17 protein-coding genes are annotated in these 16,996 nt (G+C 73.0%); 12 read left to right on the top strand and 5 right to left on the bottom strand.

The genetic code is table 11. The features are described 5' to 3' along the window. Nucleotides 1–4: 4 nt before the first annotated feature. The gene (locus AB0L56_RS08270) at nucleotides 5–940 is read left to right on the top strand and encodes a LysR family transcriptional regulator (protein ID WP_361034362.1); all 936 of its coding nucleotides are present in this window, start codon (nucleotides 5–7) and stop codon (nucleotides 938–940) included. Between the two features lie 317 nt (nucleotides 941–1,257). Here the strand turns inward: AB0L56_RS08270 and AB0L56_RS08275 are convergent, their stop codons facing one another. Both AB0L56_RS08275 and AB0L56_RS08280 read right to left on the bottom strand, forming a co-directional pair. After that, on the bottom strand, nucleotides 1,258–1,953 hold the full coding sequence (locus AB0L56_RS08275) for a gamma-glutamyl-gamma-aminobutyrate hydrolase family protein (RefSeq protein ID WP_365420311.1): 696 nt from the start codon (nucleotides 1,951–1,953) through the stop codon (nucleotides 1,258–1,260). 112 nt (nucleotides 1,954–2,065) lie between these two features. Further along, a complete protein-coding gene (locus tag AB0L56_RS08280) occupies nucleotides 2,066–2,800 on the bottom strand; it encodes an FCD domain-containing protein (protein ID WP_361034357.1) in 735 nt (244 codons plus the stop codon). An 85-nt stretch (nucleotides 2,801–2,885) separates the two neighbouring features. Between AB0L56_RS08280 and AB0L56_RS08285 the strand changes: the two genes are divergently transcribed. The 4 genes from AB0L56_RS08285 to AB0L56_RS08300 are packed head-to-tail and all read left to right on the top strand — an operon-like array spanning nucleotide 2,886 to nucleotide 7,367. After that, nucleotides 2,886–4,256, top strand: coding sequence for a glutamine synthetase family protein (locus tag AB0L56_RS08285; RefSeq protein WP_365420314.1), 1,371 nt, complete (start codon nucleotides 2,886–2,888; stop codon nucleotides 4,254–4,256). 8 nt (nucleotides 4,257–4,264) lie between these two features. Then, a complete protein-coding gene (locus tag AB0L56_RS08290; protein ID WP_365420317.1) occupies nucleotides 4,265–5,638 on the top strand; it encodes an aldehyde dehydrogenase family protein in 1,374 nt (457 codons plus the stop codon). Between the two features lie 6 nt (nucleotides 5,639–5,644). Beyond that, on the top strand, nucleotides 5,645–6,427 hold the full coding sequence (locus AB0L56_RS08295) for a 3-oxoacyl-ACP reductase (RefSeq protein WP_365420320.1): 783 nt from the start codon (nucleotides 5,645–5,647) through the stop codon (nucleotides 6,425–6,427). Between the two features lie 28 nt (nucleotides 6,428–6,455). Next, a complete protein-coding gene (locus AB0L56_RS08300; protein WP_365420680.1) occupies nucleotides 6,456–7,367 on the top strand; it encodes a DUF2510 domain-containing protein in 912 nt (303 codons plus the stop codon). 4 nt (nucleotides 7,368–7,371) lie between these two features. Here AB0L56_RS08300 and AB0L56_RS08305 read toward each other — a convergent pair whose 3' ends face one another. After that, a complete protein-coding gene (locus AB0L56_RS08305; RefSeq protein WP_365420323.1) occupies nucleotides 7,372–8,574 on the bottom strand; it encodes an amino acid deaminase/aldolase in 1,203 nt (400 codons plus the stop codon). Between the two features lie 899 nt (nucleotides 8,575–9,473). On the opposite strand from AB0L56_RS08305, the gene AB0L56_RS08310 reads away from it, so the two are divergent. Both AB0L56_RS08310 and mycP read left to right on the top strand, forming a co-directional pair. Then, nucleotides 9,474–10,694: a hypothetical protein gene (locus AB0L56_RS08310; RefSeq protein WP_365420326.1), complete on the top strand. Its 1,221-nt coding sequence runs from the start codon at nucleotides 9,474–9,476 to the stop codon at nucleotides 10,692–10,694. Next, a complete protein-coding gene (gene mycP, locus AB0L56_RS08315) occupies nucleotides 10,691–11,881 on the top strand; it encodes a type VII secretion-associated serine protease mycosin (protein WP_365420329.1) in 1,191 nt (396 codons plus the stop codon). The genes AB0L56_RS08310 and mycP overlap by 4 nt, the downstream gene beginning before the upstream one ends. A 327-nt stretch (nucleotides 11,882–12,208) precedes the next feature. Here mycP and AB0L56_RS08320 read toward each other — a convergent pair whose 3' ends face one another. Then, nucleotides 12,209–12,871, bottom strand: coding sequence for a serine hydrolase (locus tag AB0L56_RS08320; protein WP_365420332.1), 663 nt, complete (start codon nucleotides 12,869–12,871; stop codon nucleotides 12,209–12,211). Between the two features lie 62 nt (nucleotides 12,872–12,933). Between AB0L56_RS08320 and AB0L56_RS08325 the strand changes: the two genes are divergently transcribed. After that, nucleotides 12,934–13,665, top strand: a complete 732-nt coding sequence (locus AB0L56_RS08325) for an SseB family protein (RefSeq protein WP_361034333.1) — start codon at nucleotides 12,934–12,936, stop codon at nucleotides 13,663–13,665. A gap of 18 nt (nucleotides 13,666–13,683) precedes the next feature. Here the strand turns inward: AB0L56_RS08325 and AB0L56_RS08330 are convergent, their stop codons facing one another. Next, nucleotides 13,684–14,061, bottom strand: coding sequence for a DUF1844 domain-containing protein (locus AB0L56_RS08330; protein WP_361034330.1), 378 nt, complete (start codon nucleotides 14,059–14,061; stop codon nucleotides 13,684–13,686). A gap of 394 nt (nucleotides 14,062–14,455) precedes the next feature. Between AB0L56_RS08330 and infC the strand changes: the two genes are divergently transcribed. The 4 genes from infC (at nucleotide 14,456) to AB0L56_RS08350 (ending at nucleotide 16,982) form a co-directional block, all read left to right on the top strand. Then, nucleotides 14,456–15,109, top strand: a complete 654-nt coding sequence (gene infC, locus AB0L56_RS08335) for a translation initiation factor IF-3 (RefSeq protein ID WP_361034472.1) — start codon at nucleotides 14,456–14,458, stop codon at nucleotides 15,107–15,109. A 108-nt stretch (nucleotides 15,110–15,217) separates the two neighbouring features. Beyond that, complete coding sequence (rpmI, locus tag AB0L56_RS08340) at nucleotides 15,218–15,412, top strand: 50S ribosomal protein L35 (protein ID WP_361034327.1); 195 nt, start codon at nucleotides 15,218–15,220, stop codon at nucleotides 15,410–15,412. A 96-nt stretch (nucleotides 15,413–15,508) separates the two neighbouring features. Then, entirely contained in the window at nucleotides 15,509–15,892 is a 384-nt protein-coding gene (gene rplT, locus AB0L56_RS08345; RefSeq protein ID WP_004933571.1) for a 50S ribosomal protein L20, read from the top strand. A gap of 229 nt (nucleotides 15,893–16,121) precedes the next feature. After that, on the top strand, nucleotides 16,122–16,982 hold the full coding sequence (locus AB0L56_RS08350) for an RNA methyltransferase (protein WP_365420336.1): 861 nt from the start codon (nucleotides 16,122–16,124) through the stop codon (nucleotides 16,980–16,982). Nucleotides 16,983–16,996: the final 14 nt, after the last annotated feature.

The raw sequence follows: 16,996 nt of genomic DNA on the forward strand, positions 1-16,996 counted from the left end.
GTTTATGGGCAAGACGGAAGACCATGCCGACGGCCGGCCCGCGAACGCCGGGTCGCTGGGCCACAGGGTGCCGGACCTCGGGGCGCTGGAGCTGCTGCTGGCGGTGGCGCGGCTGGGGAGTCTGGGCGGGGCGGCGCGCGAGCTGGGCATCACCCAGCCCGCGGCGAGCAGTCGTGTCCGGTCGATGGAACGGCAGCTCGGCGTGGCCCTGGTCGACCGCTCGCCGCGGGGTTCGCGGCTGACCGACGCGGGAGCGCTGGTCACGGACTGGGCGCGGCGGATCGTGGAGGCGGCGGAGGCCTTCGACGCGGGCGCGCAGGCGCTGCGGGACCGCAGGGACTCGCGGCTGCGAGTGGCGGCGAGCATGACCATCGCCGAGTATCTGCTCCCCGGCTGGCTGCTCGCGCTGCGCGCGCAGCGGCCGGACACGGCGGTGTCGCTGCTCGCGGGGAACTCCGCCGCGGTGGCGGAGCGGCTGCTGTCCGGAGAGGCGGACGTCGGGTTCGTGGAGGGGCTGACGGTGCCGACGGGGCTGGACTCCGTGGTCATCGCTCACGACCGGCTGATCGTCGTGGCGGCACCGTCGCACGCGTGGGCGCGGCGGCGACGGACGCTGGCCGCGGAGGAGCTGGCGGCCACCGAGCTGATCCTGCGGGAGGAGGGGTCGGGGACGCGGCAGGTGCTGGATGCCGCGCTGGGCGGGCTGGCGCGGCCGTTGATCGAGCTGTCCTCGACGACTGCTGTGAAGGCGGCGGCGGTGGGGGGTGCGGGGCCGGCGGTGCTGAGTGAACTGGCGGTGGGGGAGGAGTTGGCTACGCGGCGGCTGGTGCGGGTGCCTGTGCAGGGGGTTGGGCTGGCGCGGGATTTGCGGGCGGTGTGGACGGTGGGGCATCCGCCGGTGGGGCCGGCGCGGGATTTGTTGTCGCTTACGCGGGGGTGAGTGGCGGGTGCGGGCCGGGGGGGGTGTTGATGCTGCCCGGCGTGTGCGGGGTGCCGCCTGCGCGTGCTGCCCCCAGCGGCAGGGTTTCGCGCGGCCCGGCGTTGGTGTCGGCCGGGGGGTGTTCGCGCAGCCCGGCGCTTGCGGGGTGCCGTCGCGCCCACCCGTGCCGCCGCAGCGGCACGACTGCCCGCGGATCGCGGGGTTTGCGGGGTGCCGCCCGCGCCCATCTGTGCCGCCGCAGCGGCACGACTGCCCGCGGATGGCGGCTGCCTGCGGCCGCCCGCCGTCCCAGCGGCACGACTGCCCGCGGATCGCGGTCAGTGGTCAGCGGTTAGGGCGGCGGTCACCAAAGCGTTCATGACGCGGAGGTCTTCTGCCATTTCTGGGTGCCATTGGATGCCCAGGGTCCAGTGGGGGGCGGGGAGTTCGATGGCTTCGACTGTGCCGTCGGGGGCGTGGGCGGAGGGGATCAGGGCGGTGCCCAGGCGGTCTACCGACTGGTGGTGGTAGGTCGGTACGGAGGTCTCCTCCGGGACGGCGGCCGCGTACCGCGTGCCCGGGACCGGCTTGACCGGGTGGCTGCCGAAGACGCCCGGTACCTCCGCGTGCCCGTCGATGTGCTGGACCAGCGTGCCGCCCAGGGCGACGTTCAGCAGCTGCATGCCCCGGCAGATGCCGAGCAGCGGGACCCCGCGGTCCAGCGCCGCCTCGATCAGCGCCAGCTCCCAGGCGTCCCGTGCCCGGGCGGGCGGCCCGGTGCGTGGGTCGGGCTCGGCGCCGTAGTGGACGGGCTCCACGTCCGAGCCCCCCGCGATGACCAGGCCGTCGAGGCGGGCCACGGTGGCCGCCGCCCGCTCCGGCGCGTCCGGCGGGAGCATCGCCGCCAGTCCGCCCGCCCGCTGCACCAGCCGGGGATACCCCGCCGGCAGCAGCGCGGCGTCCAGCTGCCACACACCCCAGCGCACACCGGGCTCCGCGTACGTGCTGATGCCGATCAGTGGCCTGTCCGTCACTCCGGGCACCTCCCTCTGCCGTCCGTCCCGTGCCAACTCTGCCTCGGCCGCCGCCAGTGCCGCAATGGAATGGATCCAGACCTTTGTGGGTCCCTACACGCAAGTCACGCCCTCATGCCAGGAACCCCCGCAACAGCGCCGCCGTCCCGGCACAGTGTTCGCGCATCATCTCCCGCGCCCCGTCCGCGTCCCCCTCGAGCACCGCCTCGACCAGCGCCGCGTGCTGCTGCTGGGAGTGCTCCAGGTTGCGTACCAGCAGCGGAATGCAGTCCAGCAGGTCGTTCACCGTAGCCCGCACCGCCGCGTACTGGGCGGTCAGGGTCGGCGAACCGCACAGCTCCGTCAGCGTGAGGTGGAACAGCGTGTCCAGCCGCCGGTAGTCGCCCAGCGGGGCGTCCTGCGTGCCGGACAGCGCCTCGCGCAGCCGTACCGCCTGTTCGTCCGTCAGCCCGTGCGCCGCGCACAGCCCCGCCGCGCCCACCTCCAGCACCTCCCGGAAGCGCAGCACGTCCTCGATGTCCACCTCGGCGATCCGCCGCCGCAGCTCCTCCTCGCCCGTGTCCGTCGGCCGGGGCAGCACGAACGTGCCGCCGTACCGGCCGCGCCGCGACTCCACCAGGCCCTGGTCCTGGAGCACCTTCAGCACCTCGCGCAGCGTCACCCGGCTGATCCCCAGCCGCTCCGCCAGCTCCCGCTCGGCCGGCAGTCGCTCCCCGCCCGCCACCAGGCCCAGCCGCACCACCTGGAGGATCTGCTCCAGCGCCTCCTCGAAGCCGTTGCCCGCGCGAACCTGCCGCAGCACCGGCGCCAGGCGGTCACCCACCGCGCCGAACGCATCTTCCGGCATCCCGCCGTGCCCCCTTCCCAAGCAAAGGTTCTCCGCAATACCTTATGGCTCCCGGCTGACCGAAGAAGCCCGAGGAGGCTCTCCCGTGGCAGACCGCACACCCCCGCTCTCCGTCGAGGAGCTGCACGCCCTCGTCGCCGGCGGTGAGATCGACACTGTCGTCCTGGCCTTTCCCGACATGCAAGGGCGGCTCCAGGGCAAGCGGTTCGCCGCCCGCTTCTTCCTCGAGGAGGTGCTCCGGCACGGCACCGAGGGCTGCAACTACCTGCTCGCCGTCGACGCCGACATGAACACCGTCGACGGGTACGAGATGTCCTCCTGGGACACCGGCTACGGCGACTTCGCCATGTACCCCGACCTGGACACCTTGCGCCGCGTCCCCTGGAACGAGGGCACCGCCCTGGTCGTCGCCGACCTCGCCTGGGCCGACGGCTCCCCGGTCGTCGCCGCCCCGCGGCAGATACTGCGCCGCCAGCTGGACCGGCTCGCCGCGCTCGGCTACACCGCCCAGGCCGGCACCGAGCTGGAGTTCATCGTCTTCCGGGACACCTACGAACAGGCCTGGGACGCCGGCTACCGGGGCCTCACCCCGGCCAACCAGTACAACGTCGACTACTCCGTGCTCGGCACCGGACGCATCGAGCCCCTGCTGCGCCGCATCCGCAAGGAGATGGCCGCGGCCGGACTCACCGTCGAGTCCGCCAAGGGCGAGTGCAACCCCGGCCAGCACGAGATCGCCTTCCGCTACGACGAGGCCCTGGTCACCTGCGACCAGCACGCCGTCTACAAGACCGGCGCCAAGGAGATCGCCGCCCAGGAGGGCGTCTCGATCACCTTCATGGCCAAGTACAACGAGCGCGAGGGCAACTCCTGCCACATCCACCTCTCCCTGACGGACGCGGCCGGTGACACCGTCATGCCGGACTCCGCCGACGAGCCGGACGCCATGTCGGAGGTCATGCGCCACTTCCTCGCCGGGCAGCTCGCCGCGCTCCGGGAGTTCTCCCTGCTCTACGCCCCCCACATCAACTCCTACAAGCGGTTCCGGCCGGGCTCCTTCGCCCCGACCGCCGTCGCCTGGGGACGCGACAACCGCACCTGCGCCCTGCGCGTGGTCGGTCACGGCCGCTCCCTGCGCTTCGAGAACCGGCTGCCCGGCGGCGACGTCAACCCGCACCTCGCCGTGGCCGGCATGGTCGCCGCCGGGCTGTACGGCATCGAGCAGAAGCTGGACCTGCCCGACCCCTGCCCCGGCAACGCCTACACCGGCGACTACGAGCACATCCCCACCACCCTGCGCGAGGCCGCCGAGCTGTGGGAGAACAGCGCGATCGCCAAGGCGGCCTTCGGCGACGATGTCGTCGCGCACTACCGCAACATGGCGCGCGTCGAACTCGACGCCTTCGACGCCGCGGTCACCGACTGGGAGCTGCGCCGCTCCTTCGAACGCATGTGAGGCCCTCCTTGTCCGACCAGCCCCCTGAGCTGCAGGTACACAACCCCGCGACCGAGGAAGTGATCGCCACCGTCCCCGCCGCGACCCCCGCGGACGTCGACGCCGCCGTCGTACGCGCCGCACGCGCACAGACCGCCTGGGCCGCCCTCGCGCCCGGCGACAGGGCCCGGTTGCTGCGCCGGTTCGCCGTCACGGTCGACGAGCACATCGAGGAACTGGCCCGGCTGGAGGTCCGCGAGGCCGGCCACACCCTCGGCAACGCCCGCTGGGAGGCGGGCAACGTCCGCGACCTGCTCGACTACGCGGCCGGGGGAGTGGAACGCCTCACCGGCCGTCAGATCCCCGTCCCCGGCGGCGTGAACGTCACCTTCCCCGAACCGCTCGGCGTCGTCGGCGTCATCGCCCCCTGGAACTTCCCGATGCCCATCGCGGCCTGGGGCACCGCACCCGCCCTCGCCGCCGGCAACGCGGTGCTCCTCAAACCCGCCGAGACCACCCCCCTCACCGCCCTGCGCCTGGCCGAGCTGGCCCTCACCGCCGGACTGCCCGAGGGCCTGTTCCAGGTGCTCCCCGGCCACGGCCCGGTCGCGGGCAACGCCCTCGTCGAACACCCCGGCGTCGCCAAGATCGTATTCACCGGGTCGACCGCCGTGGGCAAACAGGTGTGGGCCAAGGGCGCGGACCACCTCAAGCGCGTCACCCTCGAACTCGGCGGCAAGAGCCCCAACATCGTATTCGCCGACGCCGACCTGGAGGCCGCCGCGGCCGCCGCCCCCATGTCCTTCCTCGACAACGCCGGCCAGGACTGCTGCGCCCGCACCCGCATCCTCGTCGAGCGTTCCGCGCACGACCGGTTCCTGGAGCTGCTCGCCCCCGCGATCGAGGCCGTACAGGTGGGCGACCCGGCCGACGAGACCGTGGACATGGGCCCGCTGATCTCCGCCGCCCAGCTCGCCCGCGTCCGCTCCTATGTCACCGACGGCCTCGACGGCATCCGAGGCAAGGCCCCCGAGGGACCCGGCCACTGGTTCCCGCCCACCGTCCTCACCGGCGTCGACCCTGAGGCACCCGTCGCCGTCGAGGAGGTCTTCGGCCCCGTCGCCGTCGTCCTCCCCTTCGACACGGAAGCCGACGCCGTACGCCTGGCCAACGCCACCGACTACGGACTCTCGGGGTCGATCTGGACCCGGGACGTCGGCCGCGCCCTGCGCGTCTCGCAGGCCGTGCGCGCGGGCAACCTGTCCGTCAACTCCCATTCCAGCGTCCGCTACTGGACCCCCTTCGGCGGATTCAAGCAGTCCGGCGTCGGCCGCGAGCTCGGCCCCGACGCGCTGGCCGCCTTCACCGAAACCAAGAACGTCTTCATCAGCACGGAGGCCTGACCGCACATGAGCGATGAGATCATCTGCCGCCGACTGACCGGCCGCACCGCCGTCGTCACCGGAGCGGGCAGCGGCATCGGGCTCGCCAGCGCCCGCCGGCTCGCCTCCGAGGGCGCGCACGTCGTCTGCGGGGACGTGGACGAGACGCGGGGCAAAGCGGCCGCCGAGGAGACCGGCGGCACCTTCGTGCACGTCGACGTCACCGACCCCGAACAGGTCGAAGCGCTGTTCAAGGCCGCCTACGACACCTACGGCAGTGTCGACATCGCCTTCAACAACGCCGGGATCTCCCCACCCGACGACGACTCCATCCTGGAGACGGGGCTGGAGGCCTGGAAGCGGGTCCAGGAGGTCAACCTCACCTCCGTCTACCTGTGCTGCAAGGCCGCCATCCCCTACATGCGCCGCCAGGGCAGGGGCTCCATCATCAACACCGCGTCCTTCGTGGCCCGGATGGGGGCGGCCACCAGCCAGATCTCCTACACCGCCTCCAAGGGCGGCGTCCTCGCCATGTCCCGCGAACTCGGCGTTCAGTTCGCCCGCGACGGCATCCGCGTCAACGCCCTCTGCCCCGGCCCGGTCAACACCCCGCTGCTCCAGGACCTGTTCGCCAAGGACCCCGAGCGCGCGGCCCGCCGGCTGGTGCACATCCCGGCCGGCCGGTTCGCCGACGCCGAGGAGATCGCCGCCGCCGTCGCCTTCCTGGCCAGCGACGACTCCTCCTTCGTCAACGCCACCGACTTCCTTGTGGACGGCGGGATCTCGGGGGCGTACGTCACACCCCTGTAGGGCTCGTCGTTACAGTGCCCGGATGAGCATGACGCCCCCGCCCGGCTGGTACCGCGACCCGAACGCCCCGCACCTGGAACGCTGGTGGGACGGCACGGCCTGGACCGAGCACCGGCGCCCGCCGGAGACGCCCGCCGTGCCGCCGGCCCCGCCCACGGGCACCACCGGCGGCACGGCGGGCACCGGACGCGCCAAGGCAATCGCCCTCACCACCGCCGGCGCCGTGCTCGTCGGGGGGATCGTCACCGGCGCGGTGTTCCTCCGCGGGGACGACGGCGAACCGCAGCCGCGGACCGGCCCGGCGGCCACCGCCTCCGCGACCCGACTGCCGCCCCCGTCCCCCTCCACACCGGAGCCCGGGACCGCAGACCCGGACGTCGTTGAGGACCAGCTCAACGGCATCACCTTCCCGCTCCTCGACGGCTGGGTCCGGCCGAAGCACGTCGCCCAGGACGACGTCGTCATGACCACCGACGGCACCTACGACTGCCCCGGCGAGGGCTCCGTCTGCCGCCACGGCCTCGTCATCTCCCGCACCCTGACCGAGACCGACCAGACCTCCCCCGAGGCACTCGCCAAGGAGGACATCTCCGACGCGGCCGAGGAGGCCTTCGGTGAGAACGCCCTCGGCGAACAGCCGTACGGCGGCCTGAAGTCGCATGAGGTCGTGAAGTCCGGCCCGGTCGCGGTGGCGGGCCGCGCCGGGTACTTCGTGCGCTGGCGCGTCACCACCGGCGAGGGCCCCGGCGGCCATGTGCAGTCGACGGTGTTCCCGTCCAGCGTCGGCACCGAGTCACCGGTGGTCGTCCGCTACGTCTTCGACGCCGGGCAGGACGCCCCGCCCCTGTCCGACATGGACCGCATCACCAAGGGCATCCGCTCGGTCACCGACGCGGACTCCGGCGGCGGCGTCGGCAGCAGCGTCGGCCCGACGCACTGAGCCGCTACAGGAACGTATGACCCTCGCCGCGATACGTCGGCACGGTCGCCGTCACAGCGTCGCCCTCCACCAGAAACAGCGAGTCGAACCGCTCGCACAGCTCGCCCGCCTTGGCGTGCCGGAACCACACCTTGTCGCCGATCAGCAGGTCGTCGGCGGGCGGGCCCAGCAGCGGGGTCTGCACCTCGCCGGCCCCCTCCTGAGGGTCGTACCGCAGCCCCTCGGGCAGATACGGCACCGGCAGCCGGTCCGCGCCGGGCGCGCCCGAGGCCGGATAGCCCCCGCCGAGCACCGTCACCGCGCCGACCCCCGGCCGCCGCACGACGGGCAGGGCGAACAGGGCCGCCGGACGCCCGCTGAACGACGTGTAGTTGTCGAACAGCCGCGGCACATACAGCCCCGAACCGGCCGCGACCTCGGTGACCGCGTCCTCCGCGGCGGTGTACTGCACACTGCCGGTGCCTCCGCCGTTGACGAACTCCAGATCCGGCACGACCTCCCGCACCGCCGCCACCACCGCCGCCCGCCGCGCGGCGAGTTCACGGCGCGCGGCGGTCTGCATCAGCCGTACCGCCCGGGACCGCAGCGGATGCCCGGCCACCGCGTCGCCGACACCGGCCACATGACCCTCGTACGCCATGATCCCGACGACCTTGAAACCGGGCCGCCGGGCGATCGCGCGCGCGACCTCCGCGATCTGGGCGGGGGAGTGCAGCGGAGAACGGCGGGCACCGACCCGCATCCGCCCGCCGAACAGCTTCAGCGAGGTGTCCAACTCCAGGCACACCCGCACCACTTCGTCGCCGCCCGCACGGGATGCGTCGATGAGGTCCAGCTGCGCCGGATCGTCGACCATGACCGTGACGGCGGCGGCGAGCTCGGGGTCGGCGGCGAGTTCGGCGTACCCGGCGCGGTCCGCGGAGGGATAGGCCAGCAGGATGTCGTCGAAACCGGAGCGGGCCAGCCACAGGGACTCGGCGAGCGTGAACGACATGATGCCCGCGAAACCGTCCCGCGCCAGGACCCGTTCGAGCAGCGCACGGCAGCGCACGGACTTGCTGGCCACCCGGACCGGCTTGCCCCCTGCCCTGCGCACCAGGTCGTCGGCATTGGCGTCGAAGGCGTCCAGATCCACGATCGCGAGAGGGGCGTCGAGCTGGGCGGTGGCCCGGTCGTAACGAGCCCGGTCGGCGGCGCGCGCTGTCATGCCCGCAGCCTGCCAGACAGGATTACCGCAGGGTAGGGGGATGTTCCGGGCAGATGCCGCGGGCCTGCGGACTGGTTCCCGTTCGAGGCGGACCACGCCGTAGAGTGACGCGCACGCACGGCGGAACGGGGCCGGCCCGGACATCCGGGCGGGATGACGCGCCGTCCGTGCGGGTATCTGTGCCCGGGACGAGTCCGTGCCGGGCCCTTGGCGGCAGCGCACCGGCCGGCGCATGAGCAACGGCCGGGGCACGAGGAAACGGGGGGTGCATGAGCACGGAAGCGCGTCGCGCCTCCCACCCCCCGCGCCCCACGGTCCCTCCACGCCCCGCCCACCCACCGGCCCAGGCCGACCCCGCTCCCCAGGGCCGGACGTCGGGCAGCCCGGGCGCCTTCGACACCCGCGAACCCCACGGTCCGGCCACGCTTCCCGACGACCGGGGCCCGGACATACCTGAGCCCGCGGCTTCCCCTTCCGGGACCACGGACGGCCGTCATGACACGACCGGCTCCCACGGCCGCCGCACGGACCAGGACGGGCCGGCCGGCCGACGCGAGTCCGGCACCTTTGGACGTCGTGAGTCCGCGAGTGACCGGTTCGTGGGGGCGGAGGGGCGTGACGGGCTTCCGGGCCCGGCGGCGCCGCGTGGCCGGATCCTCGACCGGTCCGGCGCTCACCCGGCCGGTTCCGGCCGCGCCGACCGCGGGCCGGCCGTCTTGGGTGAAGCCGCACACGGGACTGGCTGGTCCGGGGCCGCGAGTCCTTCCGGTGAGGAAGGCGAGCGCCGTGCCGACGGACGCCCCAGAGCGGCTGTCGCCTCCGTGGACCAGGAAAGTGCGGCCCCGCCGCGGCCGCGTGCCCCGGTCCCCGGGAGCCGTGCCCACAGCGGAACGGACTCCATGGCGCCCCCGCCGCCGCGCGCCTCCGCCCGGTTCCCCGACGCACCGCCGACCGTGGGCCGGGGACTGCGCGCCCCGGACGCCTCGCCCTCCGTACCGCCGCAGCCCACCCGCCGGCCCGCCGCGGCCCGTCCGGGCGCGCCTTCCGCAACCGCGTCCGAGACGACCACCCGGCTACGCCCCGTGCCAGCCGACCGCACGACCCCGCCCCGGCCGGTACCCGGCTCGCGCCCGGACGACGGGGAGCGGCGCCCCTCCGAGCACACTCCGGCAAGCACAGCCGACTCCGCCCGGCGGCCCGCACCCGGCGACACTGACGAGGGCCGGGGCGGCGCTCCCGACCCCTCGCTCTCCTGGAGCGCCCCCATGTCACCGGGCGGCGCCCCCGGCGGCGTGCGGCCGGCCTTCGTGTCGTTCGGGGAGCCGGAGCGGTTCGACGAGCGCGCCCGACGGCGGCCGTTCGGGCGGCGGAGCCGCTCGCAGATCGTGGCCGCCGCGACCTGCCTCGTCCTCGGAACAGGGCTCATCAGCGGTGCCGTCACCGGTGCCTGGCTCGCCGATGAGTCCCAAGGGAGCGGCGCCCAGCACGGCTTCGCCGCCGCCGGGGACCTGTGGCACAACGTCCCCGTCGACCAGCTCTTCCCGCCCACCGTGCAGGGCAAGGGCGCCGGCCCCGGCGACGCCGACCGGTCCTGGACCCGTATCGCCGTCGCCCCCGACAGCGGCTGCCGGGGCGCCTTCGACCCCCTGCTGCGCAAGGTCCTCGACCCCGTCGGCTGCGAGCGCCTGCTGCGCGCCACCTACACCGACGCCACCCAGAGCCACGTCACCACCGTCGGCCTGCTGTTCACCGAGGCCGACGCCGCCGGCATGACCGCCCTCGCCCGCCGCTTCGACACGGAACGTCTGGACCGCCGTACCGATCTGCTGCCCCTGCCGTACGCGGCGAAGGGCACCGCCGCCGCCGGCTTCGGCGCCGGACAGCGTGCCTCCTGGGCGATCTCCGTCCTTACGGACGCCCCCGTCGTCGTCTACGCCGTCTCCGGCTGGGCCGACGGACGCACCGTCGACACCCCGCAACCCACGGAGGACGCCATGGATTCCGGAGCCACCGCCGCCCCCGCACAGGCCGGCCTCGGCCACGAGGCGCGGGGCCTCGCCGACCGCATCGAACGCGCCCTGCGCAAGCGCGCGGGCACCGCCACGGAGCAGCCGTCATGAGGCCCGTCACCGGGCGGCGTCCCGCCGCGGCACTCGGCGCCCTCCTCGCCACCTCACTCGTCCTCCTGCCCGCCGCCCCCGCGTACGCCGACGGCATCCGCGTCCGGCAGTGGTCCCTGGAGGCCATGCACACCGAGGAGGCCTGGCAGACGACCAAGGGCGAGGGCGTGACCGTCGCCGTCCTGGACACCGGTGTCGAGGCCGACCACCCCGACCTCGACGGCAACGTCCTCGAGGGCAAGGACCTGGTCGGCTTCGGGGCGAAGGAGGGCGACCGGGCCTGGGCCCGCCACGGCACCGCCATGGCCGGCATCATCGCCGGTCACGGACACGGCCCCGGCAACGCCGACGGCGTCATGGGCATCGCACCCGAGGCGAAGATCCTGCCCGTGCGCGTGATCCTCGAGGACGGCGACTCCTCCCGCGCCAAGGCCCGCAGCACCCGCGGCAACGCCCTCGCCGAGGGCATCCGCTGGGCGGCCGACCACGGCGCCGACGTCATCAACCTCTCCCTCGGCGACGACTCCGCCTCCGCGCATCCCGATCCCGGCGAGGACGAGGCCGTCCAGTACGCCCTGCGCAAGGGCGTGGTCGTTGTCGCCTCCGCCGGGAACGGCGGCGAGAAGGGTGACCGGATCTCCTACCCGGCCGCCTACCCGGGCGTCATCACCGCCACCGCTGTGGACCGCTACGGCACCCGCGCGCCGTTCTCCACCCGTCGCTGGTACGCCACGGTCAGTGCGCCCGGAGTCGACGTGATCATTGCCGACCCCGACCACAAGTACTACGAGGGGTGGGGCACCAGCGCTGCCGCCGCGTTCGTCTCCGGCGCGGTGGCCCTGGTCAAGTCGGCGCACCCGGGCCTGACCCCGGCTCAGATCAAGCGGCTCCTCGAGGACACCGCCCGCAACGCCCCCGCGGACGGTCGCGACGACTCCCGTGGCTTCGGTTTCATCGACCCGGCCGCTGCGATCAGGGAGGCGGCGCGGCTGACGCCGGGCGGCCTGAAGCCGGCGGCCTACGGGTACGACGGGCAGAAGTACTTCGGCCCCGGCCCGGACACCGACGGCTCCGACGAGGGCACCGCCGACTGGGCGGCCCCCCTGGCGGGCAGCGTCGGCGGCGTGCTGCTCGTCGCCGCAGTGATCCTCTGGCGCACCCGCCGCCCGGACCACGAGGACGTCTAGCCCCGGGCGTGCGGGCCGGGGGGTGTCGCGCAGCCCGGCGCGGGCGGGGTGCCGTCGCGCCCACCCTCCCCCACTCTCGGCTTCGCTCGAGCGGGGGGACCCCCATCGCCCTGCGGCACGAGTGCCCGCGGGAGCGGTGGCGGGGACGGGCCGTTCGGCTGATGAGAGAGGTCCGCGGCCACCGCGTGCTCCAGCAGCGCCACGCCCTTTGCGGGGTGCCGTCGCGCCCACCCTCCCCCACTCTCGGCTTCGCTCGAGCGGGGGGACCCCCATCGCCCTGCGGCACGAGTGCCCGCGGGAACGGTGGCGGGGACGGGCCTGCTCGGCTCATGAGAGCGCCGTGATCACCGCCTCCTCGAGCAGCGTCACGCCCCGCTGCTTTGTCTTGTTGCCGTCGGACAGGGCCGAGAGCAGGTATGTGCGGCCGGCTACCGTGACGCAGCCGGTGGTGTGTACGACCCATAGGCCCGTTGCGTCGCGCGGTAGCCAGCCGTTCTTGACTGCACAGGGCGTGCCCGGGTCGGCGACGGTGGGGGCGCCCCACGCCTGGTCCGGGACGACCCGCTCCATCAGTCTTCGTAGATACGCGCGCGAGGGCCCGCTCAACTCCGACTCCTCGCCGAAGACCTGCCGCAGCAGTACCAGCCGGTCCTCGGCCGTGGTGCGGGTCAGCCCCCACAGCGTGCCGTCGCCGCCCGTGGTCCGCGTCAGTCCGAAGCGGGCGTTCGCGGCGTTGAGGCCGGGCGCCCGTCCGATGGCGTCCCACAGGGCCGACGCGGCGTCGTTGTCGCTGCGCACGATCATCGCCCGCGCGTACGACCGCTCCACCCCGGTGAGCTCCCGTCCCGAGTCCTGCGCGCCGAGCAGCAGGGCCGCCAGGATGTCGACCTTGACGATGCTCGCCGTGACGAACTCCCCGCCCCCGTGGGAGACGGTCTCCCCGGAACCGAGGTCCACCACCGCCACGGACACCCTCGCCCCGTCCCCCACCTGTGCCTCCCTACGCATGCCGCAGCCGAGCCTGTCACGGATGGCGGATAGGGTCGGTGACCGTGGCGAACAAGAACATCCCCGACTCCCCGTTCCGCGACGACGACGGCACCGCCGATCCCCGGCTGAGCGCCGCGCTCGCCGCCTGGGCCGAGGACGGCAACGCCGTCGGTCCCGTCCTGGAGGCCCTGAAGGAGGCCCGCCTGCTCGTCCCCGTCGTGGCCCTGCTCGGCGAGGCTGAGGAGGACGAGAACGGGCTGCGCCGCGAGAAGACCAGCGACATGGCCGTACCGACCCTCAAGGCCGGTGGCCGCACCGCTCTGCCCGCCTTCACGTCCGTCGAGTCGCTCGCCCGCTGGGATCCGTCCGCCCGCCCCGTCGCCGTACCGCTGCACCAGGCGCTCCAGGCCGCCGCGCACGAGAAAGCGGACACGGTGGTCCTGGACATGTCCGGCCCCGTGCCGTTCGAACTGACCGGGCCCACCCTCCTCGCCCTCGCCGAGGGCCGTACCAGCACCGACCCGCTCGCCGACCCGGCCGTCGTCGCGGCCGTACGGGCCGCCGTGGCCGCCGAGCCCGCCGTGCTGCGCGCCCACCTCGGGCCCGGACAGGCCGACGGCACCCTCGCCCTCGTGCTCGACCCCGCCACGCCCGTCGCCGAGACGGCCGGCGCCGTGGCCCGCCGGCTCGCCGCCGACGAAACACTGAGGGCCCGCCTGGTGCGCGGCCTCGACCTGGCAGTCCTGCCGGCCGAGGCGACGCCACCCGGCGAGCCCCTGTACGTACGTCCCTGAAGTCCCGGGACAGCACGCTTAGCCGTAGATTGCGCCCGTGTACTTCTCGCCCGGACCCTTGCCCGGCTCGTCCGCGACCACGGACGCCTCACGGAAGGCCAGCTGGAGCGACTTCAGGCCGTCGCGCAGCGGGGCGGCGTGGAAGGAACTGATCTCGGTCGCCGAGGCGTCCAGCAGACCGGCCAGCGCGTGCACCAGCTTGCGCGCCTCGTCCAGGTCCTTGAACTGCTCGCCCTCCTCGGTCAGACCGAGCTTCACGGCGGCGGCGCTCATCAGATTGACGGCGACCGTCACGATCACCTCGACCGCCGGGACCTCGGCGATGTCGCGGGCCATGGCGTCGAAGTCGGGGTTGCCGGGGGTCTCGGGGGTCTCCGAGGGGGAGGTGTCACTCATGCCCCACACGATAGGCGCAGCCGGACCGCCCCCGGACGCCAGGAGGCGGGAGACGGCCGGTTGGTACACCTCACCGGGAGCTGCTAACCTTGTGTAACGACCGGTCGGACCCGTATGCCTCTTGGCTCGCGAGCCCGGCCCACAAGTGGAGGCTTCGAACTCCCACCTGGCCGCCCTCAGGGCGGCGGGTCACCGGTCAGGCGGTTCCGTCCCCGAGGCGGCATCCGCCCGAAATCGCGCCCCGCGGCCGTCGCGGCGGTGCTCCGGTAGTTCGAGGAGCCCCGCCTGTGATCGTCCGGGGCATTTTCTTTGCTTCGGCGCGGTTAGGTCTAACGTACACAGACGTTACGCGGCTGTCCGCCAGACCGTCGCGTGGTGCTACCGAGGAGGATCCATCAGCGCCGAGCCCCGCATCAACGACCGGATTCGCGTTCCCGAGGTGCGACTTGTCGGTCCCAGCGGCGAGCAGGTCGGGATTGTTCCGCTTGCCAAGGCCCTGGAGCTTGCGCAGGAGTACGACCTCGACCTCGTCGAGGTCGCGGCGAACGCCCGTCCGCCCGTGTGCAAGCTCATGGACTACGGGAAGTTCAAGTACGAGTCGGCCATGAAGGCCCGTGAGGCGCGCAAGAACCAGGCGCACACGGTCATCAAGGAGATGAAGCTCCGGCCGAAGATCGACCCGCACGACTACGACACCAAGAAGGGTCACGTCGTCCGGTTCCTCAAGCAGGGCGACAAGGTCAAGATCACGATCATGTTCCGTGGTCGCGAGCAGTCCCGGCCGGAGCTCGGCTACCGGCTGCTGCAGCGGCTTGCGGAGGATGTCCAGGACCTCGGGTTCGTCGAGTCGAACCCGAAGCAGGACGGCCGAAACATGATCATGGTCCTCGGTCCGCACAAGAAGAAGACCGAGGCGATGGCCGAGGCCCGTCAGGCGCAGGAAGCCCGCAAGGCGGAGGCGAAGGCCCACCCCGGCAAGTCGCAGAACGCCGCGGAGACCAGTGCCGCGGACGCCGAGGCTCCGGCCGAGGCTCCCGCCGAGGCGTGACCCCCCGGGGCGACAGCCCCAGGAGTATCCGAAACAAGTACGACGCTCCACGTGCCCGGTTTTCGTGACCGGGCACCGGAGCGCCACCGACGAGGAGAGAACGGCGCTATGCCGAAGAACAAGTCGCACAGCGGTGCCCGCAAGCGCTTCAAGATCACCGGCTCCGGCAAGGTGCTCCGCCAGCGCGCCGGCAAGCGCCACCTGCTCGAGCACAAGTCGTCCCGTGTGACGCGTCGCCTCACGGGCAACGCCGAGATGGCCCCGGGCGACGCCGCGAAGATCAAGAAGCTTCTCGGCAAGTGAGGTCGGGCGCCCAGCGCCTGATCCCACCGACACCGGGACCCAATCGTTTCCGGGCCGTGTGAGGACAACCACGGCCCCGCTACAAGGAGTTAACAAGTGGCACGCGTCAAGCGGGCAGTCAACGCCCACAAGAAGCGCCGGGCGATCCTCGAGCAGGCCTCCGGCTACCGCGGTCAGCGTTCGCGCCTGTACCGCAAGGCCAAGGAGCAGGTCACCCACTCGCTGGTCTACAACTACAACGACCGCAAGAAGCGCAAGGGTGACTTCCGCCAGCTGTGGATCCAGCGCATCAACGCCGCTGCCCGCGCCAACGGCATCACGTACAACCGCTTCATCCAGGGTCTGAAGGCCGCCAACGTCGAGGTCGACCGCAAGATCCTGGCCGAGCTGGCCGTCAACGACGCGACGGCGTTCGCCGCGCTCGTCGAGGTGGCGCAGAAGGCGCTGCCGGCGGATGTCAACGCGCCCAAGGCCGCGTAAGCACTGCGTTGGCTTGAAGCCGACGTGAGTTTCCAGGACCCGCAGGCTTGAAGCTTGCGGGTCCTGTTGTTCGCGGTGCTCCGGTCGTCGTTCGGCCGCGGGTCCGTGTTGGCTGGTCGCGCCCACGCGGCGGAGCCGCATATCGATACAGCCCCGCGCCCCTGAGGGTGCTGGAGTCCCGTTGCCCGGAACGTCAAGCCTGTCTGAGATCCCCACGGAAGTGAAGTAGATGGCGCCCGTCAGCCCCGAGCTGATTTCTCCCCGGTCCTCGCGTGTCGCTGCCGCCCGGCGGCTGGGCAAGCGGAACTTCCGGGGGAAGGAGCGGCTGTTTCTCGCCGAGGGGCCGCAGGCCGTGCGGGAGGCCGCCGGGCATCGGAGCGGGGACACCGCGACGCTCGTCGAGCTGTTCACCACGCCCGAGGCGGCCGAACGGTACGCCGACATCATCGGGGCGGCACGGGACGCCGGCGCCCGGATCCACCTCGCCTCCGAGCAGGTCATCGCCGACATCTCCACCACCGTCACTCCCCAGGGCCTCGTCGGGGTGTGCCGGTTCCTGGACACGCCCTTCGGGGAGATCCTCGCCGCCCGGCCCCGGCTCGTCGCCGTCCTCGCTCATGTACGCGACCCGGGGAACGCCGGCACCGTGCTGCGGTGCGCCGACGCCGCCGGAGCCGAGGCCGTGGTCCTCACCGACGCCTCCGTCGACCTGTACAACCCCAAGGCCGTACGCGCCTCCGTCGGCTCCCTGTTCCATCTGCCCGTCGCCGTCGGCGTCCCCGTCGAACAGGCCGTCACCGGACTGCGCGACACGGGCGTGCGGCTGCTCGCCGCGGACGGCGCCGGGGACCGGGACCTCGACGACGAGCTCGACAAGGGCACCATGGGCGGCCCCACCGCCTGGGTCTTCGGCAACGAGGCCTGGGGGCTTCCCGAGGAGACCCGCGCCCTCACCGACGCCGTCGTCCGCGTCCCCATCCACGGAAAGGCGGAAAGCCTGAACCTGGCCACCGCCGCCGCCGTATGTCTCTATGCGTCGGCACGTGCACAGCGCGCCGCCGGAGGGTGCCGCTCCGTCACCATGAACTAGTAGGCTGACCAGCC

The sequence above is a fragment of the Streptomyces sp. NPDC052079 genome (assembly GCF_040680275.1).
Taxonomy (GTDB): domain Bacteria; phylum Actinomycetota; class Actinomycetes; order Streptomycetales; family Streptomycetaceae; genus Streptomyces.